The organism is Propioniciclava sp. LT432 (assembly GCF_059515965.1).
The window spans coordinates 25,500-51,367 of the sequence record NZ_JCAKNE010000013.1 but is presented as its reverse complement, the minus strand read 5'-3'; the positions used below and the strand labels follow the sequence as shown (position 1 = coordinate 51,367).

At 70.8% G+C, this 25,868-nt stretch carries 21 protein-coding genes; 12 read left to right on the top strand and 9 right to left on the bottom strand.

What is annotated here, in order from left to right; genetic code table 11:
* Position 1: 1 nt before the first annotated feature.
* A complete protein-coding gene (locus AC5YDV_RS08795; RefSeq protein ID WP_496182943.1) occupies positions 2-784 on the bottom strand; it encodes a biotin--[acetyl-CoA-carboxylase] ligase in 783 nt (260 codons plus the stop codon).
* 71 nt (positions 785-855) lie between these two features.
* Between AC5YDV_RS08795 and AC5YDV_RS08790 the strand changes: the two genes are divergently transcribed.
* The 6 genes from AC5YDV_RS08790 (at position 856) to AC5YDV_RS08765 (ending at position 9,197) form a co-directional block, all read left to right on the top strand.
* A complete protein-coding gene (locus tag AC5YDV_RS08790; RefSeq protein ID WP_496182942.1) occupies positions 856-2,430 on the top strand; it encodes an acyl-CoA carboxylase subunit beta in 1,575 nt (524 codons plus the stop codon).
* Complete coding sequence (locus AC5YDV_RS08785) at positions 2,427-2,666, top strand: acyl-CoA carboxylase subunit epsilon (RefSeq protein ID WP_496182941.1); 240 nt, start codon at positions 2,427-2,429, stop codon at positions 2,664-2,666. Before AC5YDV_RS08790 ends, AC5YDV_RS08785 begins: the two co-directional genes overlap by 4 nt.
* A 69-nt stretch (positions 2,667-2,735) precedes the next feature.
* The gene (locus AC5YDV_RS08780; protein ID WP_496182940.1) at positions 2,736-3,452 is read left to right on the top strand and encodes a DUF937 domain-containing protein; all 717 of its coding nucleotides are present in this window, start codon (positions 2,736-2,738) and stop codon (positions 3,450-3,452) included.
* Complete coding sequence (locus tag AC5YDV_RS08775; protein WP_496183017.1) at positions 3,449-4,066, top strand: Maf family protein; 618 nt, start codon at positions 3,449-3,451, stop codon at positions 4,064-4,066. Before AC5YDV_RS08780 ends, AC5YDV_RS08775 begins: the two co-directional genes overlap by 4 nt.
* Before the next feature lie 14 nt (positions 4,067-4,080).
* A complete protein-coding gene (icmF, locus tag AC5YDV_RS08770) occupies positions 4,081-7,245 on the top strand; it encodes a fused isobutyryl-CoA mutase/GTPase IcmF (protein WP_496182939.1) in 3,165 nt (1,054 codons plus the stop codon).
* A gap of 71 nt (positions 7,246-7,316) precedes the next feature.
* The gene (locus tag AC5YDV_RS08765; protein ID WP_496182938.1) at positions 7,317-9,197 is read left to right on the top strand and encodes an ABC transporter ATP-binding protein; all 1,881 of its coding nucleotides are present in this window, start codon (positions 7,317-7,319) and stop codon (positions 9,195-9,197) included.
* Positions 9,198-9,246: 49 nt separating this feature from the next.
* Here AC5YDV_RS08765 and AC5YDV_RS08760 read toward each other — a convergent pair whose 3' ends face one another.
* The 3 genes from AC5YDV_RS08760 to AC5YDV_RS08750 form a co-directional block, all read right to left on the bottom strand.
* A complete protein-coding gene (locus AC5YDV_RS08760) occupies positions 9,247-10,821 on the bottom strand; it encodes a hypothetical protein (RefSeq protein ID WP_496182937.1) in 1,575 nt (524 codons plus the stop codon).
* 86 nt (positions 10,822-10,907) lie between these two features.
* Complete coding sequence (locus tag AC5YDV_RS08755; RefSeq protein ID WP_496182936.1) at positions 10,908-12,512, bottom strand: S49 family peptidase; 1,605 nt, start codon at positions 12,510-12,512, stop codon at positions 10,908-10,910.
* Positions 12,513-12,532: 20 nt separating this feature from the next.
* Positions 12,533-13,153, bottom strand: coding sequence for a hypothetical protein (locus AC5YDV_RS08750; RefSeq protein ID WP_496182935.1), 621 nt, complete (start codon positions 13,151-13,153; stop codon positions 12,533-12,535).
* Positions 13,154-13,274: 121 nt separating this feature from the next.
* Between AC5YDV_RS08750 and AC5YDV_RS08745 the strand changes: the two genes are divergently transcribed.
* The 3 genes from AC5YDV_RS08745 (at position 13,275) to AC5YDV_RS08735 (ending at position 17,223) form a co-directional block, all read left to right on the top strand.
* Positions 13,275-14,174, top strand: coding sequence for a decaprenyl-phosphate phosphoribosyltransferase (locus AC5YDV_RS08745; protein WP_496182934.1), 900 nt, complete (start codon positions 13,275-13,277; stop codon positions 14,172-14,174).
* Between the two features lie 119 nt (positions 14,175-14,293).
* A complete protein-coding gene (locus AC5YDV_RS08740; RefSeq protein ID WP_496182933.1) occupies positions 14,294-16,057 on the top strand; it encodes an acetyl-CoA carboxylase biotin carboxylase subunit in 1,764 nt (587 codons plus the stop codon).
* A gap of 113 nt (positions 16,058-16,170) precedes the next feature.
* Positions 16,171-17,223, top strand: a complete 1,053-nt coding sequence (locus tag AC5YDV_RS08735) for a glycosyltransferase family 2 protein (protein WP_496182932.1) — start codon at positions 16,171-16,173, stop codon at positions 17,221-17,223.
* On the opposite strand, the gene AC5YDV_RS08730 is transcribed toward AC5YDV_RS08735, so the two are convergent.
* Positions 17,208-18,134 (bottom strand): DMT family protein, encoded by a 927-nt coding sequence (locus tag AC5YDV_RS08730; RefSeq protein ID WP_496182931.1) that lies wholly within the window; start codon positions 18,132-18,134, stop codon positions 17,208-17,210. The genes AC5YDV_RS08735 and AC5YDV_RS08730 overlap by 16 nt on opposite strands.
* Before the next feature lie 106 nt (positions 18,135-18,240).
* Entirely contained in the window at positions 18,241-19,659 is a 1,419-nt protein-coding gene (locus tag AC5YDV_RS08725) for an NAD(P)H-quinone dehydrogenase (protein WP_496182930.1), read from the bottom strand.
* A gap of 77 nt (positions 19,660-19,736) precedes the next feature.
* Here AC5YDV_RS08725 and AC5YDV_RS08720 point away from each other — a divergent pair, with 77 nt between their 5' ends.
* Genes AC5YDV_RS08720 through AC5YDV_RS08710 form a run of 3 tightly spaced genes read left to right on the top strand, consistent with a single transcriptional unit; the run spans position 19,737 to position 23,224 of the window.
* Positions 19,737-20,537, top strand: a complete 801-nt coding sequence (locus AC5YDV_RS08720; RefSeq protein WP_496183016.1) for a purine-nucleoside phosphorylase — start codon at positions 19,737-19,739, stop codon at positions 20,535-20,537.
* Positions 20,537-22,207: a phospho-sugar mutase gene (locus tag AC5YDV_RS08715; RefSeq protein ID WP_496182929.1), complete on the top strand. Its 1,671-nt coding sequence runs from the start codon at positions 20,537-20,539 to the stop codon at positions 22,205-22,207. The genes AC5YDV_RS08720 and AC5YDV_RS08715 overlap by 1 nt, the downstream gene beginning before the upstream one ends.
* Positions 22,208-22,237: 30 nt before the next feature.
* Positions 22,238-23,224, top strand: coding sequence for an NAD-dependent epimerase/dehydratase family protein (locus AC5YDV_RS08710; protein WP_496182928.1), 987 nt, complete (start codon positions 22,238-22,240; stop codon positions 23,222-23,224).
* A 133-nt stretch (positions 23,225-23,357) separates the two neighbouring features.
* Here AC5YDV_RS08710 and AC5YDV_RS08705 read toward each other — a convergent pair whose 3' ends face one another.
* From AC5YDV_RS08705 to AC5YDV_RS08695, 3 genes are all read right to left on the bottom strand, one after another.
* Positions 23,358-24,524 (bottom strand): SPFH domain-containing protein, encoded by a 1,167-nt coding sequence (locus AC5YDV_RS08705; RefSeq protein WP_496182927.1) that lies wholly within the window; start codon positions 24,522-24,524, stop codon positions 23,358-23,360.
* Positions 24,525-24,590: 66 nt separating this feature from the next.
* Positions 24,591-25,055 (bottom strand): NfeD family protein, encoded by a 465-nt coding sequence (locus AC5YDV_RS08700; RefSeq protein WP_496182926.1) that lies wholly within the window; start codon positions 25,053-25,055, stop codon positions 24,591-24,593.
* 2 nt (positions 25,056-25,057) lie between these two features.
* Positions 25,058-25,864, bottom strand: a complete 807-nt coding sequence (locus AC5YDV_RS08695; protein WP_496182925.1) for an ABC transporter ATP-binding protein — start codon at positions 25,862-25,864, stop codon at positions 25,058-25,060.
* Positions 25,865-25,868 lie beyond the last annotated feature (4 nt).

Below are 25,868 nucleotides of genomic sequence, written 5' to 3'. Positions count from 1 at the left end.
ATCAGGCGGGCCCGGCCGGCCGCAGGTGCTCGACGTCGCCCGCCACGAAGGTGCGCTCGCCCGTCCCGGAGCGGACGACCAGTCCTCCTCCTGCGTCGACCCCCGTCGCGACACCGGTGACGTCCTGACCCCCCAGGTGGACGACCACCTCACGGCCGATCGTGTCGCAGCGGCGGCGGTAGGCGTCTGACACGTCCTGGCCACCGTCCCAGGCGGTGAACCAGGTCTCGAGCGACTGCAGCACCGCAGCGAGGATCGCGGTCGCTCCGATGTCCGAACCGGCCAGGCGGGTGGACGTGGCCGTCGGCACCGGCAGTTGGTCCTCACGGAGGTCGACGTTGATGCCGAGGCCGAGGACGGCACGGGGGGCCTCCGCGTCCCCGACCGACTCGCACAGGATGCCGCACAGCTTGCGCCCGCCGACCAACACGTCGTTGGGCCACTTGAGGCGGGCGTCCAACCCGGTCGCGGCCCGGACGCCGTCCGCCACGGCCAGGCCCACCAACAGCGGCAGCCAGCCCCACTCGGGCACGGGACGCCGTGGCGCGACGAGCACGGAGCAGGCGAGGGACGTGTCCGGGGGTGCCTCCCAGCGACGGGCGAGGCGTCCGCGGCCGGAGCTCTGGTGGCCCGAGGCGAGGACGCGCCCCGGCGGGGCTCCCTCCGCCGCGGCGCGGGCGAGGTCCGCGTTGGTGGACCCGGTGGTGGACACCACCTCGAGGTGCTGCCACAACCCCCCGGCGACCGCGATCGAGAGTGCTTGGGCATCAAGGAACACGCTCACCCGCCCCACCCTATCCAGCAGCGGGCACGCGGGCTTGGGACCAGACCGGGTGGAGGCATTATGGTCAGCGCATGGAGATCGACATCCACACGACGAAGGGTAAGATCGCCGATCTCGGGGAACGGATTCTCGCTGCTGAGAACGCTGCTTCCCCGGCTGCTGTTGAGAAGCAGCACGCCAAGGGCAAGCTCACGGCCCGCGAGCGCATCGCCGCGCTGCTGGACGAGGGCACCTTCGCGGAGTTCGACGAGTTCGCCCGCCACCGCTCAACGGCGTTCGGCATGCAGGCCAAGCGTCCCTACACCGACGGCGTCATCACCGGCGTCGGCGCCATCCATGGCCGTCCGGTCTGCGTGTTCAGCCAGGACGTCGCGCTCTTCGGCGGTGCCCTGGGTCAGGTCTACGGCGAGAAGATCGTCAAGATCATCGACTTCGCCATCAAGACCGGTTGCCCGCTCATCGGCATCAACGAGGGTGGTGGCGCCCGCATCCAGGAGGGCGTGGTCTCCCTCGGCCTGTACGGGGAGATCTTCCGCCGCAACACCTTGGCCTCGGGCGTGATCCCGCAGATCTCGCTCATCATGGGCGCCGCGGCCGGTGGCCACGTCTACTCGCCGGCCCTCACCGACTTCACGGTCATGGTCGACCAGACCTCGCAGATGTTCATCACCGGCCCGGCGGTCATCAAGACCGTCACCGGCGAGGACGTCACCCTCGAGGAACTCGGTGGTGGCCGCACCCACAACACGAAGTCGGGCAACGCCCACTACCTGGCCGCCGACGACAACGACGCCATCGAGTACGTCCGCGAGCTGATCAGCTACCTGCCGCAGAACAACCTGGAGGACGCCCCGGTCTACGACGAGACCGAGGTCGACCTGACCATCACCGACCACGACCGCGACCTCGACACGCTGATCCCGGACTCCCCGAACCAGCCGTACGACATCCGCGAGGTCATCAAGAACGTGCTGGACGACGACGAGTTCCTGGAGGTCCAGGCCCTCTTCGCGGGCAACATCGTGGTCGGGTTCGGCCGCATCGAGGGGCGGGTCGTCGGCATCGTCGCGAACCAGCCGATGGTGTTCGCGGGCTGCCTGGACATCAACGCGTCGGAGAAGGCCGCCCGCTTCGTGCGGACCTGTGACTGCTTCAACATCCCGGTGCTGACCTTCGTGGACGTGCCGGGCTTCCTGCCGGGCGTCGACCAGGAGCACAACGGCATCATCCGCCGCGGCGCCAAGTTGATCTACGCGTACGCCGAGGCCACCGTGCCGCTGGTGACCGTCATCACCCGCAAGGCGTACGGCGGCGCGTACGACGTCATGGGCTCCAAGCACCTCGGTGCCGACGTGAACCTGGCGTGGCCGACCGCCCAGATCGCCGTCATGGGCGCCGAGGGCGCGGTCGAGATCCTCTACAAGAAGGAGCTCGCGGCGGCCGAGGATCCGGTGGCCCGGCGCAAGGAACTCGTCCAGGAGTACAACGACGAGCTCGCGAACCCGTACGTCGCCGCCGAGCGGGGCTACATCGACCAGGTCATCTACCCGCACAGCACGCGTTCGACGATCATCCGGGTCATGCGGCTCCTGCGCACCAAGCGGGAGACGTTGCCGCCCAAGAAGCACGGGAACATCCCGCTGTGACCGGCGAGGAGCAGGGCCTGGACGTGGCCCCCGCGTTCACGGTCGAGTCCGGCAACCCGACGGCTGAGGAGTTGGCGGCGTTGACGGCCGTCCTCGCCGTCATCCGTCGGGGACGTGGACGCCCGCACGCGCCGGTGGACTCGGCCATCGCCGGCGGCTGGCGCTCCTACTGGCACCTCGTGCGGCACCCCGTCCTCCAAGGGCACGGCGCCTGGCGGAGCACGGCCCGCCGCTGACGCGGTGGTGCACGCTGGGTGGCGGTCGCTAGGCTCGACGCGTCCGCCACCAAGCGAAGGAGCAAGGCCATGGCTGCTGTAGACGACATCAAGTCCACCCTCGACGTCGCCCAGATCGCACAGTTCCTCGGGACCGACGAACAGACCGCCGAGCAAGCCCTCGACCAAGCACTGACCCAGTTGGTCGGTTCCATGGGGGGCAACGCCGCGGACCCGCAACGAGCGGTCGACCTTTCCCGCGCGGCCCTGGGTGACCACGTCGAGAGCCGGGCCTACGGCGACGCCGTCGACATCAACGACATCGACGCCGGCGACGGCGAGAAGATCGTCAACCACGTGTTCTCGGGTCAGGACGTCCAGGCGTTCGGCGGTGGAGCCGCGGGCGGCCTGCTGCAGCGGCTCCTCCCCCTCCTCGCCCCGATCGTCATGGGCTACCTCGCCCGCAAGCTGCAGGAGCGCATGGGCGGAGGCGGCACCTCCCAAGGCCAACAGCAGTCCGGTGGTGGGGGCCTCGGCGACATCCTGGGCGACCTCCTCGGCGGCGGTGCGGGCCAGCAGGTTCCCCAGCAGCAGGTTCCTCAGCAGCAGGCGCCCGCACCTCAGGCCCCGGCGTCCACCGATCGTGGCTTCCAGGTGCCGACCCCCGGCACGGGGGACACCGACCTCCGCATGGATCCGGGCGCCCCGGCGGCCCCCGCGCCGCAACAGCGCCAGGCGCCCGCCGGTGGCGCGGGTGACCTCCTGGGCGGGTTGTTGCAGGACATCCTGCTGGGCGGACGCCGCTGACCGTGCGGCTCATCTTGGCCTCGGCATCGCCGGCGCGCCTGCAGACACTGCGGGCCGCCGGCGTCGACCCGGTCGTCCACGTCTCCGGGGTGGACGAGTCCCAGGTCGATGGCGTGGACGCCGCGGAGGTGGCGTCCGCCCTCGCACGCCTGAAGGCGGAGGCCGTGCTCGCCGAACTCGGCACCGACGCGGACCGCGCCATCATCGGCTGCGACTCCGTGCTGGCCCTCGACGGGGAGTTGTTCGGCAAGCCCTACACCGACGACGTCGTCCGGGCGCGATGGCGTGCGATGCGAGGCCGCACGGGCGACCTCGTGACCGGCCACCACCTGATCGTCGTCCGCGACAAGGAGGTGCACCGCGACACCCGCGCGGCGAGCACGTCCGTCACCTTCGCGAACGTGACGGACGCCGAGGTCGAGGCCTACATCGCCACCGGCGAACCCCACCACTGTGCGGGGTCCTTCACGATCGACGGGTACGGGGGCGCGTTCATCGAGCGCTTGGAGGGCGACCACCACAACGTCATCGGGCTCAGCCTGCCCCTGCTCCGGCACATGCTCGCCGGGGCCGGCGTCGCGTGGCCCGACCTCTGGCATCCCGGGCGGCACTGATCTAGCATCGCCGCATGTCCGAGGGCTCGAAGGGGCGCCCCACGGCGTCCGGGTTGCACGTGCCGTCCCACCCGGTGCGGCTCGTGACGGCTGCCGCGCTCTTCGACGGCCACGACGCGGCGATCAACATCATCAGGCGGATCCTGCAGGCCCAGGGGTGCGAGGTGATCCACCTCGGCCACGACCGCAGCGTCGAGGACGTCGTCGCGGCCGCGCTCCAAGAGGATGTCCAGGGCGTCGCCGTCTCCTCCTACCAGGGCGGCCACCTGGAGTACTTCACCTACCTCGTCGACGCGCTGCGCGACGCCGGCGCGGGGCACGTCCGCGTGTACGGCGGCGGTGGTGGCGTGATCGTGCCCAGCGAGGTCGCCGAACTCGGACGCCACGGCGTCCGCATCTTCACCCCCGAGGACGGCCAACGCCTGGGACTCCCCGGGATGGTCAACGAGCTCGTGCGCGAGTGCGACGTCGAGCCGGAGGTCCCCGCCGACCTCGCCGAACGCCTCCACGGCGGCGATCCCCGGGCATTGGCCCGGACGATCACGCTGTGCCAGGCGGGCCGGGTCGCCGGTGTCGACCTGGGGCAGCGCCGTCCGCCCGTGCTGGCCGTCACGGGCGCGGGGGGCTCGGGCAAGTCGTCGCTGGTCGACGAGCTCCTGCTGCGCTTGCGGCACTTCGGGGAGGGCCCACGCGCAGGACTGCGCGTCGGCGTCCTCGCCGTGGACCCGAGCCGGGTGCGCGGCAGCGGCGCCCTCCTCGGTGACCGGATCCGCATGAACGCCCTCGACGACCACGTCTTCTTCCGGTCGCTGGCCGTCCGGCACGGCGACCGCACCCTGCCGGACGGACTGGACGAGGCCATCATGGCGTTCGGAGCGGCCGGGTACGACCTGGTCATCCTGGAGACGCCCGGCGTGGGGCAGGGTGACGCCACCGTCGCGCCGCACGCGGACGTGACGCTGTGCGTCATGACCCCCGAGTACGGCGCAGCCACCCAACTGGAGAAGACCGCCCTGCTCGACGTCGCCGACGTCGTCGCCATCAACAAGGCCGAGCACCGTGGCGCCGAGGACGCCCGTCGCGACGTCGCCCGCCAGCTGGTCCGGAACCGCGAGGCCTTCGGGACGCGCTGGCAGGACATGCCGGTGTTCCTCACCTCGGCCGCGTCCTTCGACGACGCCGGGGTCACCGCGCTGTACGCCCACCTGCGCTCCCTGCTCGAGCCCCATGGCGTAGCGCTCCCCGAGCCCACCGGCGACCCCGGGCTCCCGCCGCGTCCCCCGCTGCTGCCGCCGGGCCGAGAACGGCACCTCGCCGAGGTCGCGGAGGCCGTCCGGGCCTACCACGCCGAGACCGACCGGCTCTCGGACGCCGTCCGCGCGGCCGACCAGGCCCGGGCCACCCTTGGCCGCCTGGAGACGCCTGTCCCCGCCCTGGCGGACCTGGTCGACCAGCTGGACGCCGCCGTGGACCTGGACGCCCGCGCCGCCCTGACGGCCTGGCACGAACGCGATCCGGCCGAGCCTGTCGAGACCCTGTCGGGGCTGTCCCTCCCCCGCGTGGCCCGCCCGCGCGTCGCCGACGAGGCCGACCTGCTCCGGTACCTGCGCACCGGGAACGCCCCGGGGTCGTTCCCGTTCACGGCCGGGGTGTTCGCCTCGCGCGGCGGGGGTGAGCGGCCGACCCGCATGTTCGCGGGCGAGGGCGACCCGGCCCGGACGAACCGGCGGTTCCACCTGCTCGCCGATGGCCAGCCCACCACCCGCCTCTCGACGGCCTTCGACTCCGTGACCCTGTACGGTCGCGATCCGGCCGAGCGTCCGGACATCCTCGGCAAGGTCGGCACCTCGGGTGTCTCGATCGCGACCCTGGACGACATGCGTGACCTGTTCGCCGGCTTCGACCTGTGCGCGCCCACCACCTCGGTGTCGATGACGATCAACGGTCCGGCGCCGACGATCCTGGCGATGTTCCTCACCGTCGCGCTCGAGCAGCAGGTCGCCGCGTTCGAGGCCGAGCACGGGCGCCCCCCGTCCGAGGAGGAGGCGTCAGCGGTCGCCGCCGACACCTGGTCGCGGGTGCGGGGCACCGTGCAGGCCGACATCCTCAAGGAGGACCAGGCCCAGAACACGTGCATCTTCTCCGTCGACTTCTCGCTGCGGGTGATGGCGGACGTCGAGGAGTGGTTCGTGCGCAACGGCGTCCGCCACTTCTACTCGGCGTCGGTGAGCGGCTACCACATCGCCGAGGCCGGGGCGAATCCCATCACCCAACTCGCGTTCACCCTGGCCAACGGGCTGACGTATGTGGAGGCGTACCGGGCCCGCGGCCTGACCGCCGACCAGGTGGCCCCGCACCTGTCGTTCTTCTTCTCCAACGGGATGGACGCGGAGTACACCGTCATCGGGCGCGTCGCGCGCCGCATCTGGGCCATCGCGATGCGCGACCTCTACGGGGCGGGCGAGCGGGCGCAGAAGCTGAAGTACCACATCCAGACGTCGGGGCGGTCCCTGCACGCCCAGGAAATGGCGTTCAACGACATCCGCACGACGCTCCAGGCTCTGTGCGCCGTGTACGACAACGCGAACAGCCTCCACACGAACGCCTACGACGAGGCCGTGACGACGCCCACGCCGGAGTCGGTGCGACGGGCTCTGGCGATCCAACTCATCATCAACTCCGAGTGGGGCCTGGCTGCGTTCGACAACCCGCTGCAGGGGTCGCACCTGGTCGAGGAACTCACCGACCTGGTCGAGGAGGCCGTCCTCGCGGAGTTCGAGCGGCTGGCGGACCGGGGCGGCGTCCGGGGTGCCATGGAGACCGGCTACCAGCGGGGGCGCATCCAGGAGGAGTCGCTGGAGTGGGAGCAGGGCACCCACGACGGGTCGATCCCGCTGATCGGCGTCAACACGTTCCTGGCCGAGCACACCGACGAGCCCCCGCCCATCCCGCTGGCGCGGGCGACCCAGGAGGAGAAGACGTCCCAGTTGGCGCGCCTGCGCGACTTCCACGCCCGGCACGCCGCCGAGGCGCCCGAGGCCTTGCGGGCGCTGCAGGACGCCGCCACCTCGGGTGGCAACGTCTTCGACGCGCTCATGGACGCCGTGCGCCACTGCTCGCTCGGCCAGATCAGCGACGCGCTGTTCGCCGTCGGCGGCCGCTACCGACGGGGCATGTAGCCAGCCGAACGCACGCCGGGAATCAATGTCAGCCGCAGCGGGTTTGATGGGGGGAACGAAGGAGGCCCGCCATGACCGTGTCGCCATGGATGATGATGCACTCCCTGTCGCGGGATTCCTCCGTCGCGGAGCAGAAGCTCGCGCCGGGAACGTACCGACGGGTCCTGTCCTACGCGGGCCGCTACCGCGGGTCGATCGCCGCCTTCCTGGCGCTCGTGGTGGTGGACGCCGTGCTCGTCGTCGCCGTGCCGCTGCTGCTCCGGGAGATCATCGACCGGGGCGTGATCCCGCAGGACGGCGGCCTGGTGGTCCGGCTCGCGCTGCTGGTGGCCGGCATCGCGTTGCTCGAGGCGGTCCTCACGGTGGTGCAGCGCTGGTTCTCGGCCCGCATCGGCGAGGGACTGATCCTCGACCTGCGCAGCGAGGTGTTCGGGCACGTGCTGCAGCAACCCATCCCGTTCTTCACCCGCGCCCAGACGGGCTCGCTGGTGTCGCGGCTCAACAGCGACGTGATCGGGGCCCAACAGGCGTTCACGTCGGCGCTGTCCAACGTGGTGAGCAACCTCGTGTCGGTCACGCTGGTGGTGGCGACGATGTTCGCCCTGTCGTGGCAGCTCACCCTCGGGGCGCTGGTGCTGGTGCCCCTGTTCCTGGTCCCGGCCCAGGCCATGGGGCGGCGGCTCGCGAGCCTCGCCCGCACGCAGATGTCCCTGAACGCCGACATGGGCTCCCGGATGACCGAGCGCTTCAACGTGGCCGGCGCCCTCTTGGTGAAGCTGTTCGGGACGCCTGAGCGGGAGGAGGCGGAGTACGCCGACCGCGCCACGCAAGTCCGGGACATCGGCGTCAGCATCGCGTTGAACCGGTCCTTCTTCATGGCGGCCATGACGCTCGTAGCGGCGCTGGCGAGCGCCATGGTCTACGGCTTCGGCGGCCTCATGGCCGTGGACGGCCAGCTCTCCGTCGGGACCCTGCTGGCCCTGGCCGCGCTGCTCGCCCGGCTGTACGGCCCCCTGACGGCGCTGTCGAACGTGCGGGTCGACATCATGACCGCGCTGATCTCGTTCGAGCGGGTCTTCGAGGTGCTCGACCTCGAACCCCTGGTGCGGGAACGGCCGGGCGCCGTCCCGCTGCCCGATGGGCCCCTCGACATCGTCGTGGATGACGTGTCGTTCCGGTATCCCTCCGCCGACGAGGTCTCGCTCGCTTCGCTGGAGTCCACGGCGTCCGGCGACCGTAGGGCCGGGGACCCCGTGCTGCACGGGGTGTCGTTCACGGCACGGGCGGGGCAGCTCGTCGCGCTGGTGGGTCCGTCCGGGGCGGGCAAGACCACGCTGAGCTCGCTCGTCGTGCGGCTGTACGACCCCACTTCGGGAGCGGTGCGCCTGGGTGGTGTCGACGTGCGGGACGCGACCTTCGCCTCGCTGCGCTCGCGGGTGGGAGCCGTCACGCAGGACGCCCACCTGTTCCACGACACCATCAGGGCGAACCTGCTGTACGCCCGCCCCGACGCCACGGACGCCGACCTGCACCGGGTCCTCCGGCTCGCCCAGATCTCCGATCTCATCGATGACCTGCCCGAGGGCCTCGACACGGTCGTCGGTGACCGCGGCCACAGGTTGTCCGGCGGTGAGAAGCAGCGCATCGCCATCGCCCGCCTGCTGCTCAAGGCGCCGGACGTCGTCATCCTCGACGAGGCGACGGCGCACCTCGACTCCGAATCCGAGGTCGCCGTCCAGCGAGCGCTCGACGAGGTCCTGACCGGCCGGACTTCGCTGGTCATCGCCCACCGGTTGTCGACGATCCGGAATGCCGACCTCATCGTGGTGCTCGACCACGGGCGGGTCGTCCAGAGCGGCCGCCACGAGGAGCTCCTGCAACGCGGCGGCCTCTACGCCGAGCTGTACGCGACACAATTCGACGTCGACAGCGCTGAACCGGCGGGCCGCTAGTCCAAGACGACGCCGGACGTCGGCGCGTCCTCCCCCAGACCCCCACCACTCAGTAGGGCGGTGGGTCGTTGGGTCCGAGGTGTTCCTGTCCGGGGATGATCGGGGGTGGGAGTGGTCGTTGGGGGCCTTCACGGAGCCTGATCGGCGGGCGTGGCCGTGCCCGTCGTCCCGCTGTCCTGTTCTGGTGGGGGTCGCCCCTGGAGGCTCGGCCGAGGGGGTGGGTGCCGTTGGGGGTGATGAGGTATTCGAACCCGGCGGGGGTTTGCCACCAGAACACGCCCGGCTCCAGCTGCACCATCCCATACAGCGCATGCGTCTTCGCCCGGTGCACGGTACTGCCCAACGGCCCCAAGTTCCCGCCCTCGGTTTGGTGCCGGTCGACCCAGTCGTCGTGGTCGTACTCCTCGGTGTGGTCCATCTGACAGACGCGGGCTGCGCGTCCCGACCACGGGAAGGCCTCGACCGGGTTCCGGGCCACCACGTGGTCCCGCAGTCGGTCGGGCACTTCGTAGGCATCCACCACCGGCGGCGCATTCAGGTCCACGACCGGCCGCACGGTCACGTGCGCACCATCGAGCACATGGCGGAGGCTGGCCAGGTCGATCGGCCCGTGTCCCTCGATCCGGGCGACGCCACTGCCGGCGGACGCCCCAGCGTCCGGCGTGGTGTCGTCGGCGTCCGGCGTCGTGTTGTCGGCGGTGGGTGGGGCCACGTCGTCGGCGTGCACGTGCACGATGAGCGTGGCCCGGGGGCGGAGGCGATCGGGGTCCACCCGCCGCACCGGGGCTTCACCGGCCTCGGCATCCACGGGCACGCCGTGGTCTTCGAGGTAGGCGGCCGCCAAGTGCGGGACGGCCAGCATCGCCAACGCCTTCGCCCGCCGCTGCTGCAGATCGGACTGGTCGCCGTCGGCGAGCAGGAACTCGGCGATCCGGGCCACCTGCGCCTCCAGGGCGACGCCGTCCAAGCCGTCCAAGCGTGCCTCCAGGCACACCTGACCCTCGACGATCGTCGAGGCCCACACGCCCCGCAGGGTGCGGCGCTGCCCGGCCCGATACGCGGCCAACCCCGGATCCGCCCGCACGATCAGGCCCTGCAAGAGTCGGCGGGCCCGCACCCACCCCAACAGGCCCATCGCGTCGGCGAACCAGCCATCCACCTGGTGGCAGGCGTGCAGCCCCAGGTCGGCGGCCACACACGCCTCGACGACCTTCAACGCCTGCCACGCCTCCACATGATGCCCCTGGACCGCCTCCCACAACCGCGGATGCCGATGCCGCAAGTTCAACGCCTCACTGATCCGGACCTTCGCCGCGGTGACACTCGCCCCCAGCAAGCCCGCCAGCTCCACGGCGAGGAACTCACCCACGTGCGGCGTGCCGTCCGCACCACCTGGGACCCAGCGTTCCTGGCCCTTCGCGGGCACCAACGCCGCATCCAACGGCGGCGCGTCGTCGATCAGGTCGGCGTCCAGCACCTCGTACTCATCCGCGGCCCGCGCCACCAAGGCCAGTTGACGGGCAGCCATCACCCGCTGCCCGTGCACCACCTCAGCGATCTGATCGAACACGTCGCCACCGCCCCGGACCACCCGGGACGGCACCACCACCAACGATTCGCTCACATGTTTCATTCAACACGCAGCCTCCGACAATTTCCGCACTCCCCCGTCGGCGGTGCTCGACGGCCGTGCTCGACCCGGGGCGTGACTCAGCGGATCGTCAGGGAGGAGTCCATCCAGGTCAGTACCCGCTCCTGGCCGAACGGCCACAGGGCGGCGAGAGTGGAGGCGGCGTCCTTCCCCAGCGTGGGGGTTCCCGGGAGCTGGAACCGCGGCGAAATTGTCCGCACCGGCGCGTCCGAGTCGAGACGGGCCAGGCGCCGCGCAGCGGCGACGCCGGCGTCCAGGTCACCCAGTTCGTCCACCAGCCCGACCTCCAAGGCGTCCCGGCCGCTCCAGATGCGTCCGCGCCCGATCTCGTCCACGCGCGCGGCGGTCAGCCCGCGTCCAGCGGCGACGCGGTCGACGAACCGGCCGTAGACCTCGTCCATCATCTTCTCGGCCCAGGCCCGTTCTTCCACGGTGAAGCGCTTGTTGGGGCTGGCCCACAGCGCGCGCTCGCGCCCGACGACCTCGGGATTGAGTCCGTGCCGCTCGTTGAACCCCTCGAGCACGGGCTTGCCCACGAGGACGCCGATGCTGCCGGTGATCGTGAACGGGCTGGCCACCACGTGTTCGGCCTGGGCGAGCACGTAGTAGCCGCCGGAGCCCGCCACCTCCCCCATCACGGCCACGACGGGCTTGGCCGCGCGCTCGACCGCCCGCCCGATCAGGTCGGACGCCATCGCCGAACCACCGCCGGAGTCCACGTACAGGACGATCGCCGAGGTGTGCTCGTCCCGCTCCGCGCGGCGAAGCGCCGACACGACGGTGTCGGCACCGGCCATCGGTCCGGAACCGAACGGCAGCGGCGGCGTGTGGCGACTGCGCCCGGCCACGATGCCACCGATCACGGGCACGATGGTGACGCCGTCTCGTCCCCGGTTGGCCCGACGGGAGCCCAACTCGTCACCGAGGAACTCGAGGGTGCGTCCCAGTGGGGTCTCGATGGTGGTGACCAGTTCGTCGTCGTAGGCGATCCGGGTGATGAGCCCGGCGTCGAACAGCTGCTTCGCGCTGGAGAAACCCGCGTCGAACCAACCGGCGGCCAACTCCATGCCGAGCCCACGGCCGTCCGCGACCTCGTCCAACCACGTCGACTCGACCGAGGCGAGGTATTCGCTGAGCTGGTGGCGGTTGTGCTGGTCCATGCGCTCGTCCGAGAACGGCGTCAGCGCCGACTTGTACTCGCGGATGCGCAGGTTCTCGAAGGTGATGCCGTGCCGGCTGAGGAAGGCACCGACGTAGACCTGCTCGGCGGCGAAGCCGGGCAGCGACACCTCGGCCGACTCGGGGGCGACGACCTCCCCGAGCCGTGCGGTCGCCAGCAGGGTGCGCATGTCGACCTGCGTCAGGTACCCGACCACACGCTTGGCATCGGCGAGGCGTCCGAGCGCGCGACCGATCGCGTGCGCGGTCGCGAGCCCGGCGGTCAGGGGACCCACCCGCACCAGCACCCCCGTGACCCACTCCGCGCGGGCCAGGCGCTCGAGCCGCGCGACGAGCCCCTCGAGGGACTCGATGCGCTGGAGCAGCGCCTGGGCCGGCGCAACCGCGAGCGCGGGGTAGCTGCCGTGGACGTCCACGACCACCCACCCCGCGGACTCCCCCGACCCGCGCCCCACGAGCCGCAACACCTCGGACAGGCTGACCATGGCGCCAGACTACGTCGAGGTCACACCATCTCGGGCAACCGGAGGTGCGCCCTGCACACCTCGAACGCCGCCACGTCGATGATGCGTCCGCCCCAGGTCTCCGCGACGTCGGTGTGGATCCCCCGGGCCCGAGTGCGGGCAACCGCCATCGCCTCCCTAGAGTCGTAGTTGGCCGTGAGGCAGATCCGACCCGTCGTCGGGTCCAGCAGCAGGCTCGCGCTGCAGAAGCCATCGGACTCGAACGACCGGATCGCCTCCCGGTAGTGGTCGAGGACGCCCCCCAGGTCGGTCGGATCGAACTCCGCCCACGTCGCGCGGGCGCAGGCGCCCGCGACGCTGGGGTGGTGGCGGACCATGAGGCCCACCTCCCAGCTCTCGAACGCCATGTCCTCGATGCGCCCACCGGCCACGTCGACCGCCGTGGCCGCGATCGGCATCAGGTCGTGTGCGACGTCGTGCCAGTCCTGCTTGGATTGCCACGCGGTGGTGGCGATGCACCGGTCGGTCACCCGGTCGGCGATGAGGGACATCCCGATGAAACCTGCCATCGGGGTCATGTGCTGCAAGGCCTCATCCGCGTAGCGGATGATCTCGTCGAGCATTCCCGGACCGAGGATTCCGTCCATCGTGCGTGCGAACATCACGAGCACCTCCCTTGCCGCGGCGCCCGGACGGCACCGCCGTCGCACCACCAGTCTCCCCCGGGGCCCGCCCAAGGGCAATGACCTCGTTCGGCGCACCCTCGCTAGACTGTCCCCCGCCATGACCGAGCTCGAATCCGCGACCACGCGCCACCGCCTTCCCGCCGCGATCCGGGCGATGCGCCCCCGCCAGTGGGTGAAGAACGTCCTCGTGCTCGCCGCACCGGTCGCTGCCGGAACGTTGCTGCAGCCCGACATCCTGCTCAACACGCTGTGGGCGTTCATCGCGTTCTGCCTGGTCAGCGCGTCCATCTACCTCATCAACGACGTCAGCGACGTCGAGGCCGACCGCGCCCACCCCAAGAAGCGGTTCCGTCCCATCGCGGCCGGAGAACTCTCCCCCACCACGGCGCTCGTGCTCGCCGCCGTCACCGTCGTGGCGAGCCTCGCGCTCGGCTTCTGGGTGGCACCCCTGCTCGGCGTGACGTTGGCCACCTACTGGCTGCTGCAGGTCGGCTACTCGCTCTTCCTGAAGAACCAGCCGATCATCGACCTGGCCATGGTCGCGTCCGGCTTCATCCTGCGCGCGGTGGCCGGCGGCGTTGCGTCGGACATCGAACTCTCGCAGTGGTTCCTGTTGGTCGCGGCGTTCGGTTCGCTGTTCATGGTCGCGGGCAAGCGCTACTCGGAGATCCGCGAGTTGGGCCCGGAGGCGGGCACCCGCGCCTCGTTGGCCCGGTACACCGACTCCTACCTGCGCTTCGCATGGACCCTCGCGTGCACCGCCGTGATCATGTCGTACAGCCTGTGGGCGTTCGAGCAGTCCCGAGAGGTCACCCCGTTCCAGCTGCCGTGGCACGCCATCTCGATCGCCCCGTTCACGCTGGCCCTGATGCGCTACGCCTACGTGATCGACGCCGGCTCGGCGGGTGAGCCGGAGGACGTCGTCCTGTCGGACCGCGTCCTGCAGGCCCTGGCAGTCCTGTGGGTGATCCCGGTCGCCGTCGCCGTCTTCTCCTGACGATCGCCCGCGAGGTTCCCCGGCAAGGACCACCGAATTACGGACCCGTCCTCCTTTGGTCCTAGACTCCCGAATGGACACGGCCCTGGGCCGAAGACCGGGACTTTCAAGGAGGAAATGTGCCTATCACCAAGGTTCTTGTCGCCAACCGGGGTGAGATCGCGGTCCGCGTGATCCGCGCCGCCCGCGACGCCGGCCTGCCGAGCGTGGCCGTCTACGCCGACCCCGACGCCGACTCCCTGTTCGTGAAGCTGGCCGACGAAGCCTACGCGTTGAACGGCATGACCCCCGCCGAGACCTACCTCGACGTGGCGAAGATCCTCAGCCTCGCGGAGCGCTCCGGCGCCAACGCGGTGCACCCCGGCTACGGCTTCCTCGCCGAGAACGCCCAGTTCGCCCAGGCCGTCATCGACGCCGGGCTCATCTGGATCGGTCCTCCTCCGGCCGCGATCGACGCCCTGGGTGACAAGGTCAAGGCCCGCCACATCGCCAACAAGGTCGGCGCCCCGCTCGTGCACGGAACGCCCGACCCGGTGGCCGGGGCGGACGAGGTCGTCGCCTTCGCCCAGGAGTACGGCCTGCCCATCGCCATCAAGGCGGCCTACGGGGGCGGCGGTCGCGGCCTCAAGGTCGCCCGCCAGCTGGACGAGGTCGCCGAACTCTTCGAGTCGGCCACCCGCGAGGCCGTCACCGCCTTCGGCCGGGGCGAGTGCTTCGTCGAGCAATACCTCGACAAGCCCCGCCACGTCGAGACCCAGTGCCTGGCCGACTCCCACGGCAACGTCGTCGTCGTGTCGACCCGCGACTGCTCGCTCCAGCGCCGCCACCAGAAGCTGGTCGAGGAGGCGCCCGCGCCGTTCCTGACCGACGAGCAGCTCGAGACGCTGTACTCCTCGTCCAAGGCCATCCTGAAGGAGGCCGGCTACGTCGGCGCCGGCACCTGCGAGTTCCTGGTGGCCCAGGACGGCCGCATCTCCTTCCTCGAGGTGAACACGCGCCTGCAGGTCGAGCACCCCGTGTCCGAGGAGGTCACCGGCATCGACCTCGTCCGCGAGATGTTCCGCATCGCCGACGGCGAGGAGCTGGGCTACGACGATCCCGAGGTGCGTGGCCACTCCATCGAGTTCCGCATCAACGCCGAGGACGCCGGCCGCAACTTCATGCCCGCCCCGGGCACGTTGACGGCCTGGCAGCCTCCCACGGGCCCCGGCGTCCGGGTCGACCACGGCTACAACGCCGGAATGTCCGTCCCGGGGTCGTTCGACTCGTTGGTCGCCAAGATCATCGTCACGGGCGCCAACCGGGAGCACGCGATCGAGCGCTCCCGTCGCGCCCTGTCCGAGACGGTCCTGGAGGGCATGCCCACGGTCATCCCCTTCCACCGGGTCGTCCTGGAGGACCCGGCCTACGTCGCGGCCGACGGCCACTTCGGCGTCCACACCCGCTGGATCGAGACCGAGTTCGACAACACGATCCCCGCCTACACCGGGCCGCTGGGCCAGGCCGATGAGCGCGAGACGACCAGCGTGGTCGTCGAGGTCAACGGCAAGCGCCTCGAGGTGAAGCTCCCCGCCACACTCGGCACGGCGTCCGCACCCTCCGCGAAGGCCAAGAAGCCGACCCGCCGCGATCGTGGCGGCGCCAAGGCCTCGGCCCCCTCCACGAACGCGGTCGCCTCGCCGATGCAGGGCACCATCGTGAAGGTCGCCGTGGCCGAGGGCGACGTCGTCGCCGAGGGCGACCTCGTCGTGGTCCTGGAGGCCATGAAGATGGAGCAGCCGCTCAACGCCCACCGCGCCGGCGTGATCAAGGGCCTGCAGGTCGAGGCGGGCCAGACCGTCGCCTCGGGCGACACCCTGTGCGAGATCGTCGACGCCGACTGACGTCGACGAACGGCTGACATCGCGGCAACACCGTCCGCCCGCCCGAGGAGGCGATCCTGGGCGTCGACCGATAGCCTGTCGTGGAAGGAAACCGCACCGACGAAGAGGATCACGTGACCGCCGAGCACCCGTACCACAAGCAGAAGGAAATCACCTTCGTCATTCCCTGTTACAACTCGGCCGAGTACATGGATCACTGCATCGACTCGATCCTGCGTGGCAAGGGCAACATCGAGATCATCATCGTCAACGACGGCTCGACCAAGGACGACACCGCCGAGAAGGCCGACGCCTGGGTCGAGCGGTACCCCGACATGATCAAGGTGATCCACCAGGAGAACAAGGGGCACGGCGGGGCCGTCATGGCGGGCCTGCGGGCGGCGACCGGCGTCTACTTCAAGGTCGTCGACTCCGACGACTGGCTCGACCACGTCGCCCTGAACCTCACGCTGTCCAAGCTGCGCCACTTCATCGCGTCCGGCTCCCCCGTCGACCTGGTCGTCGCCAACTACGTCTACGAGCACACGATCTCGGGGACGCAGAAGGTCATCCGGTACCGGGGAATGCTGCCGCAGAACCGGATCTTCACCTGGAACGAGGTCGGCTTCTCGGGCCCCGGCCAGAACATCCTCATGCACTCCGCGATCTATCGCACCCAGGTGCTGCGCGACTCCGGTGTGGACCTGCCCGAGCACACGTTCTACGTCGACAACATCTTCGTCTACCAGCCGCTGCCGAGCGTCCAGACGCTGTTCTACCTCCCGGTGAACCTCTACCGGTACTTCATCGGACGCGAGGACCAGTCCGTGAACGAGAGCGTGCAGATCAAGCGCCTGGACCAGCAGATGCGCATCACCCGCATCATGGTTGAGGCCCACAAGCTCCCCGAGGGCGCCGGCAACCGCCGCCTGGCCGGCTACATGGAGCAGTACCTGGGCCTCATCGTGACGGCGTCCAGCATGTTCGCGCTGCTCGAGGGCACGGAGAACGGCCTGCGCATGCGCCGCGAGATGTGGGAGCACATCGACTCGGTCGACCCCGCCCTGAAGACCCGGCTGGGGCTGCGCCTTCCCCTGGTACTCGGTGCGAACCTACCCGGACCCCTGGGCCGGAAGCTGTCCGTAGCCCTGTACCGCACCGCCCAGAAGCTCTACCGGTTCAACTGATCGGGCGCCGTCGACCCCAGGTCGCCGGCACCGTTCTGGTAGGTGGGGTGGAAGCGCGCGAGCGCGACCACCCCAGCCACGGCGATGACGCCGAGGAGCATCATGAGGGCGGCAGCTGCGAAGGTGATGCCCGCCCCCTCGCCCAGGACGAGCATGCCGAAGGCCACGGCCACCACGGGGCTGGTGACCGTCATCGAGCCGACGACGACCTCTGCGGGCCCGGTCGCGTACCCCTGCTGGATGAGCCATCCGGCGGCGACCGCACCCACGACCAGGGCGACCGCGATGCCGTAGATGGCGACTGAGTAGGGCCAGGAGTGCGTGCGGACGTACTCGATGATCGACTTCACCAGGGACGCCTCGAGGCCGTAGAAGAGGGCCCCGCCGGACGACCAGAACAGGGACCGCCACTCGGACGGCCCCCGTGCCCCCAGCGACGCGAAGAGCGCGACGACCCCGTACACCACGAGTGCGCCGATGATGACCCGGCGGATCACCAGGTCGGACGACGCCGTCGCATGGAGGCCCGTCACGACGGTGAACGCCAGCGTGGCGGCCACCGTCACGGCGACGGCGAGCTGGATGCGCGGCGGGACCCACGTGCGCGTCGCGTGCGCGGCCAGCAGGACCGACCAGGGGAATGCCAGCAGGCCGAGCGGCTGGACGACCGACAACGGCGCCATCGTGAGCGCCAGGATCTGGAACACAGCCGACACGCCCAGCAGCACCAGGCCCAGTATCCAGCGGGGGTTGCGGATGGCCACCAGGAACGAGCGGAAGCTCATCTGGTCCTTCTGGGCGTTGCCACCCAGGTGGGCGTCGACCGCGCCGTGCTGCAGGTGTGCGGACAGCGCGAAGCAGAACGAGCCGATGAGGACGAGGCCGACGGCAAGCGGGATGTTCTGCGTCACGTTGGACTACGCTAGCCGCTCGTTTGCCCGAATTCGCCCCGCCGACCTGTGATCCAACCCTGAGTTGCCACCGATTGCGTCCACGGGTGTACCTCCTGCTCCCACCTCAGTAGCTGAGGTGCTCGTCACCGGCGTGGCCGTGCAGGCGGCGGGCGGCCTCGGCGACCGACCCCGACAACGAGGGGTACACGGTGAACGCCTGGGCCAGCTCGTCCACCGTCAGCTTCGAGCGGACGGCCAGCGCCAACACGTGGACGAGCTCGCTGGCGTGCTGGGAGACGATGACGCCCCCGATGACGATGCCGGTCAGCGGGAGGCAGAAGACCTTGACGAAGCCGTCCCTCTGGTCCTTCATCTTCGCGCGGGCATTGGAGTCGAGCGGGAGCACGACCGCCCGGGCCCGGACGATCCCCGAGTCGATCTCTCCCTGGCTCACGCCCACGGTGGCGATCTCCGGCGAGGTGAACACGTTGGCCGACACCGTCGACAGGTCCAGCGGGGAGACGGCGTCGCCGAGCGAGTGCCACATCGCGATGCGTCCCTGCATGGCGGCCACCGAGGCGAGGTTGAACACCCCCGTGCAGTCGCCCGCGGCGTACACGCCCCGCGCGGACGTCCGGGAGACGCGGTCGACGATGACCTGACCGGACGCCGTGGTCGCGACCCCGGCCTCGGCCAGGCCGAGGTCCTCCGTGTTCGGGATGGCGCCCACGGCCATGAGGACATGGCTGCCGCGGACCTCCCGCCCGTCGGCCAGGGTCACGACCACGCCGTCGCCCTCGACGCGCGCCGCGACGGCGCGGGCGTTGGACATGATCGTCATCCCGGACCCCTCGAAGACGCCCTGGATGACCCGGCCGGCGTCGGCGTCCGCGCTCGGCAGCACCTGGTGGCGGCTGGAGACAAGGACCACGTCGACGCCGAGGTTGCGGTAGGCCCCGGCGAACTCGGCCCCCGTGACGCCGGACCCGACCACGATGAGCCGCTCAGGCAGTTCGGTGAGGTTGTACATCTGCGTCCAGTTGAGGATGCGGACGCCGTCCGGCTTCGCATCGGGCAATTCGCGCGGGCGGGCGCCGGTCGCGACGAGAGTGATGTCGGCCCGCAGCCGCTCGGTGGTGCCGTCCGGCGTGGTCGCGATGACGGCCTCGGTGCCGTCGAGGCGTCCGGTGCCCTGGATGATGCGGATGCCATCGGCCAGCAAGCGGTCGCGGATGTCGACCGACTGCTGGCGGGCGAGGTTCACCACCCGTTCGTTCACGGTCTCGAGGTTGACCCGCACGGTCGCGGCGAGGGAGTGCACGGAGGGGTCGCGGGGCTCGAGGCCGAGGGAGGACGCCCGGTGGATCTTGTTCATCACCTCGGCCGTGGCGATGAGGGTCTTGGACGGGACGACGTCGGTCAGCACAGCCGAGCCGCCCAGCCCGCGGCGCTCGACGATCGTCACCGTCCCGCCCAACTGCTGCCCCACCAGGGCCGCCTCGTAGCCGCCGGGCCCACCACCGATGATCACCACGTCCGTCACACCCCGCATTGTTCCATGAGGCCCCCGCGGGGGTCGAAGCGTCGAGGCCGTTGTCAACCACTATGCTGCGGCCCGTGATGCACGCCGACCCCCACGCCCTGGCCCGCGAGGCCGCCGTCGCCCTCACCTCACGGTTGGGGGTGGAACACCTCGACGTCGCCGTGGTCCTCGGCTCGGGTTGGTCGACCGCGGCCACTGACCTCGGCGACGTCCTCGCCGAGGTGCCCCTGGCCGACCTGCCGGGCTTCTCCGCACCGGTCGTGGCCGGGCACGGCGGGGCCGTCCGGGCCCTGCGCCTGCCGTCGGGCCGCGTGGCCGCCCTGTTCACGGGTCGCACCCACTTCTACGAGGGGAAGGGCGCGGACGCCGTCGTGCACGGCGTCCGGACCGCGGCCGCCGCCGGCGCGACCCGCCTCGTCCTGACCAACGGGTGTGGCGGGCTCGACCCCGCCTGGGCCCCGGGCACCCCCGTCCTGATCGCGGACCACATCAACCTGACCGGCGCCACCCCGCTGCACGGCGCCACCTTCGTCGACATGACGGATGCCTACTCCCCCGCCCTGCGCGACCTCGCGCGGACCGTCGACCCGGGTCTCGCCGAGGGCGTGTACGTCCAGTTCGGCGGCCCGCAGTACGAGACGCCCGCCGAGGTGCGCATGGCCGGCGTGCTCGGCGGCACGCTCGTCGGCATGTCGACGGCCCTGGAGTGCATCGCCGCCCGCGAGGCGGGGCTGGAGGTGCTCGGCATCTCGCTGGTCACGAACGCGGCCGCCGGCATCACGGGCGACGTCCTCGACCATGCCGAGGTGCTCGAGGCCGGCCGCACCGCCGTCCCGCGCCTGCGCGCGTTGCTCGCCGGCCTGCTGGAGGTGCTGTGATGCTGACCACGGACCGCCTCGAGGCCATCCGCGCCTGGCAGGCGCAGGACCCCGACCCGGCGACCGTCACGGCGCTGGACCACCTCGTCGAACGCGCCGAGGCGGGCGAGCCGGACGCCGTCGCCGAACTCCTCGACGCCTTCGCCGGACGCCTCGAGTTCGGCACGGCCGGACTGCGGGCCGCGCTCGGCCCCGGTCCCAATCGGATGAACCGCGTCGTCGTGTCGCAGGCCGCCGCCGGCCTGGCCCGTTGGCTGCTGGAGAACGGCCACGCCGGCCGGCGCGTGATCGTCGGGTACGACGCCCGCTACAACTCCGACGTCTTCGCTCGCGACACCGCGGAGATCCTCGCCGGGCACGGCCTGCGCGCGATGCTCACCGCCACCCAGGTACCGACACCGGTGGTGGCTTTCGGCATCGGGCACTTCGACTGCGTGGCCGGCGTCGTCGTGACCGCCTCCCACAACCCTCCGGAGGACAACGGCTACAAGGTCTACGTCGGGCGGTCCCAGATCGTCCCGCCCACGGACGGCGAGATCGCAGCCCACATCGAGGCCGTCGCGGGCCGGCCCATCGCCGAGATCGCCCGCTCGGACGCCTACGACACCATCGGCGAGCCGTTGCTGGCCGCGTACGCCGCCCGGGCGGCCTCCCTCGTGGCCGAGGATGCCCCGCGCGACCTGCGCTGGGTGTACACGCCCATGCACGGCGTCGGGGCCGAGGTCGTCGCCCGGGTCCTCGAGCGGACGGGCTTCCCGGTCCCGGCCCTGGTCGACGAACAAGCGGTACCGGATCCGGCCTTCCCCACCGTGGCGTTCCCCAACCCCGAGGAGAAGGGCGCCATGGACCTGGCGCTCGCCCTGGCCGTCCGCACCGGCGCCGACGTGGCGATCGCCAACGACCCGGACGCCGACCGCTGTGCACTGGCGGCCCCCTTCCCCAGCGGGCTCGAAGGGGCCGTCCCGACCTGGCGGATGCTCACCGGCGACGAGCTCGGCTGGCTGCTCGCCGACGACGCCCTGCGCCGCGGGACGCCCGGCGTCTACGCGTGCTCGGTGGTGTCCTCCACCTTGCTCGGTCGTCTCGCGAAGGCCGCCGGCCAGCCGTTCGAGACCACGCTCACCGGCTTCAAGTGGATCGGCCGCGTGCCGGGCCTGGCGTTCGGCTACGAGGAGGCCATCGGCTACTGCACCGACCCGGAGGCGGTCGCCGACAAGGACGGCATCACCACGCTGACGCGGCTGCTGGCCCTCGTGGCGTCCCTGAAGGCGGAGGGTTCGTCCGTCGCCGGACGGCTGGACGACATCGCCCGCACCCACGGCGTCCACCTGACGGCGCAGTTGTCCTTCCGGGTGTCCGACCTGGCAATCATCTCCGACGCCATGGCGCGCCTCCGTGCTGCCCTTCCGGCGGAGTTGGCCGGGGTGCCGGTCACGGCGTCCGACCTGGGGGCGGGCTGGCGGGGCCTGCCGCCCACCGACGCGGTCCTGCTGGAGGGCCCGGGCGTCCGTGCCGTGGCGCGGCCGTCTGGAACCGAGCCGAAGCTCAAGGTGTACCTGCAGGTCGCGCTGCCGCCCGAGGAGTCGGCCGACCTCGTGGCCGCTCGGGCGCGGGCGTCCGAGGCGCTGGAGCGACTCAAGGCCGACATGACCACCGCCCTCGGCCTGTGAGCAGCGGGCCACCTGCGGCAAGATGGGCCCATGCGTATCCTCCTCACCGGTGGCACCGGGACCATCAGTCGTGCGGTCGTCCAGCGGATCCTGGCCGACGGGCACACCCTGTCCGTCCTGAACCGAGGCACGCGTGAACCCCTCCCCGACGGGGTCGACCACCTCGTCGGCGACGTCCGTGACGAGGCGTCCCTGCGGGACGTGCTGGGCGGACGCGAGTTCGACGCGGCCGTCCAGTTCCTGGCGTTCAACGCGTCCGACGTCGAGCGGGACCTGCGCGTCCTCTCGGGGCGGGTCGGCCAGTACGTCCTGATCAGTTCGTGCTCCACCTACCTGAAGCCGCTCCCCCACCACGTCGTGACCGAGGAGTCCCCGCAGGGGAACCGGTTCTCGCAGTACGCCCGCGACAAGATCGCCGCCGAGGAGACGCTGCGCGCCTCCGGCGACGCGATGCCCTGGACGATCGTCCGCCCCAGCCACACCTATGGGGAGCGGACGATCCCGACCAACTTCCACTTCGGAAACCCCTGGGCGGCGTGGCAGCGCGGCCTCGACGGCAAGCCGTTGGTCATGCACGGGGACGGCGAGTCCCTGTGGACGTTCACCTGGAACGAGGACTTCGCCGTGGGCCTGGCCGGCCTGCTGGGGAACGTGGACGCGCTGGGCCGCGCCGTGCACATCACCTCGGCCGAGTCGATCACCTGGAACGCGGCGTTCCGGACCGTCGCCGAGGTCATCGGCTTCGACCTGTCCCTGGTGCACGTCTCCAGCGGCATGCTCGCCGGCCTGCGTCCCGACCTCGAGGCGAACCTGCTGGGCGACAAGGCATCCACGATCGTGTTCGACACGACCCTGGTCAAGTCGCTGGTGCCCGCCTTCAACCCGAGGGTGTCGTGGGCCGAGGGGGTCGCCCGCGGCTGGGAGTGGCTGCAGGCGCACCCCGAGTCGCAGCAACCGGATCCGGCGTACGACGCCTTCTGTGACTCCATCGTGTCCAGGGTCCGCTCCTGGGTGTGAGGCCGGACGTAGCGCCATCTGGACCACATCGGGGCGCCTCCCGCTCGGGGGGCCGTGACGTCACCCCTTGTCAGCGCAAGTAGCGGTTGCGGCGACCCCGCCTCATGTGGTCCAGATGGCGCTACGCCGGGGACTACAGCTCTTCGACGGCCCGCTGGGCCTGGGGCGCCTCGCCCGGCTGAGCGCCGGATTCGATGGCGTTGGTCTCACGGCCCGTCATGAGGCGGGCCGCCTTGCCCTGCTCGATCTTCTGCGCCTCGGCGATCGCCTGCTGGACGGAACGCTCCGACTGGGCCTCCTCGGCCCGCTTCGAGGCGGCGATCTCCTCGAAGACGTCGACCTTCTCGGGCGCCGTGAACTTCGTCGGGTCGACCTTGGAGCCCGCGAAGCGGGTGACCGCCTCACCCGCCGTCGACCCGAGCCCCTTGAGGGCGTCGTTCAGCTCCGACGGGATGATCCACACCTTGTTGGCGTCGCCTTGCGCGAGCTTCGGGAGCATCTGCAGGTACTGGTAGGCGAGCAGGCCCTCGTCCGGCTCGGATGCATGGATGGCGTTGAAGACCGTCGTGATGGCCTGCGCCTCACCCTCGGCGCGGAGCATGGACGCCTGGCGATCGGCCTGGGCCCGCAACACCGCCGATTCACGCTCGCCCTGGGCCCGCAGGATCGAGGATTCGCGATCACCCGAGGCCGACAGGATCTGCGACTGCCGCTGGCCCTCGGCCAGCAGGATCTGGGCGCGCTTCTCACGCTCGGCGCGGGCACCCTTCTCCATCGCGTCGCGGATGGTGGCCGGCGGCTCGATGGAGCGCAGCTCGACGCGGTTCACCTTGATGCCCCACTTGCCCGTCGCCTCGTCCAGCACGGCACGGAGCTTCTGGTTGATCTCCTCGCGCGAGGTCAGGGTCTGCTCGAGGTCCATGCCGCCGATGATGTTGCGCAGCGTCGTCATGGTCAGCTGCTCGATGGCCTGGATGTAGTTCTGGGCCTCGTAGGCCGCTCGCTTGGGGTCGACGATCTGGTAGTAGATGACCGAGTCGATGCCGACCATCAGGTTGTCCTCGGTGATGACACCCTGCGGGGGGAAGGGGACGACGGCCTCGCGCATGTCCATGGTGTAGGCGACCCGGTCGATGAACGGCACGATGAGGTGCAGGCCCGGCCCGATCTCCCGGCTGAACTTGCCCAGCCGCTGCACGATGCCGACCTGCATCTGTTGGATGACCCGGACCGACAGGACGAGCGCCACCACCGCCACGACGGCGAGCAGGATGACGAGGATGAGGAACGGATCGGGCATGGGGTGACTCCTCCGGCTGGGGCTACTGCGGCCCAGCCTAGCCGGACGCCCCGCGCACGGCCCGGGTCAGCGCGACAGCGGCTTGTGGCGGGGCTGGACGACCACGGTCAGGCCGTCCACCTCGATCACCTCGACCTCGACGCCCGCCGCGATCGGCTCGCCGTCCCAACTACGGGCGGTCCAGATCTCGCCGTTCACGGTCGCCTCGCCCCCGGAGGAGGTGATCTCCCCCAGTGCACGGCCGGTGCTGCCGAGCAATTGGTCGAAGGTGCTCCGATAGCCGGGGCCCTGGTGCAGCCGCTTGAGGATCTCGGGTCGCAACACGCCGAGCAGGGCCACCGCGACCACGACGGCCACGAGCACGTGGACCCAGACCAGGCCGGGGAACAGAAGGGCGGCGCCGGCGCCGGCGAGCGCGCCTCCGGCGAGCATGAGCAGCGTCATGTCGAGGGTCAGCATCTCCGAGACGGCCAGACCGCCGGCCAGGACCAGCCAGGCGATCCACCAGTTCTGCTGGATCCACTCGATCATCGTCACTCCTGGGCGCGCTCGGGATGCGACGAGGCGCGGGCCGACCACCGTCCGCGGTCGTGCGAGACCGTCAGCGGCAGGTCGAAGGCCTCACTCATGTTCGCGTCGGTCAACACCTCGCCGATGGGCCCGGCCGCGACCACACGGCCCCCCTTGAGGAGCAGCGCGTGCGTCATGCCCGGCGGGATCTCCTCGAGGTGGTGGGTGACCAGCACCGTGGCCGGCGCGTACTCGTCGGCGACGATGTCGGCGATCGTCTCGACCAGACGCTCCCGGCCGGCCAGGTCGAGGCCGGCGCCCGGCTCGTCCAGCAGCAGGAGCTCGGGGTCGGTCATGAGCGCCCGGGAGATCTGGACGCGCTTGCGCTCGCCCTCGCTGAGCGTGCCGAAGGTGCGCTTGCCCAAGTGCTCGATGCGGAGCTTCTTCATCAGCGCTGCGGCGCGGCGGAAGTCCTCGACGTCGTAGCCCTCGTGCCAACGCCCGACCACGGCGTACGCGGCCGAGACGACGACGTTGCCGACGGCCTCCCCGCGCGGGATCCGGTCCGCCAGAGCCGCCGACGTCACGCCGATGCGCGGGCGCAGTTCGAACACGTCGACCGCCCCCAGCACCTCGTCGAGGATGGACGCATAGCCCGACGACGGATGGAGGTTGGCCGCCAGCACCTGCAGCAGCGTGGTCTTGCCCGCCCCGTTGGGACCGATGACGACCCAGCGGTCGGACTCGTCGATCGTCCACGTGATCTGGTCCAACAGCGTGGCGCCGCCACGCACGATCGAGACGTCTGCGAGCTCAACGACGGGTGACATGCTC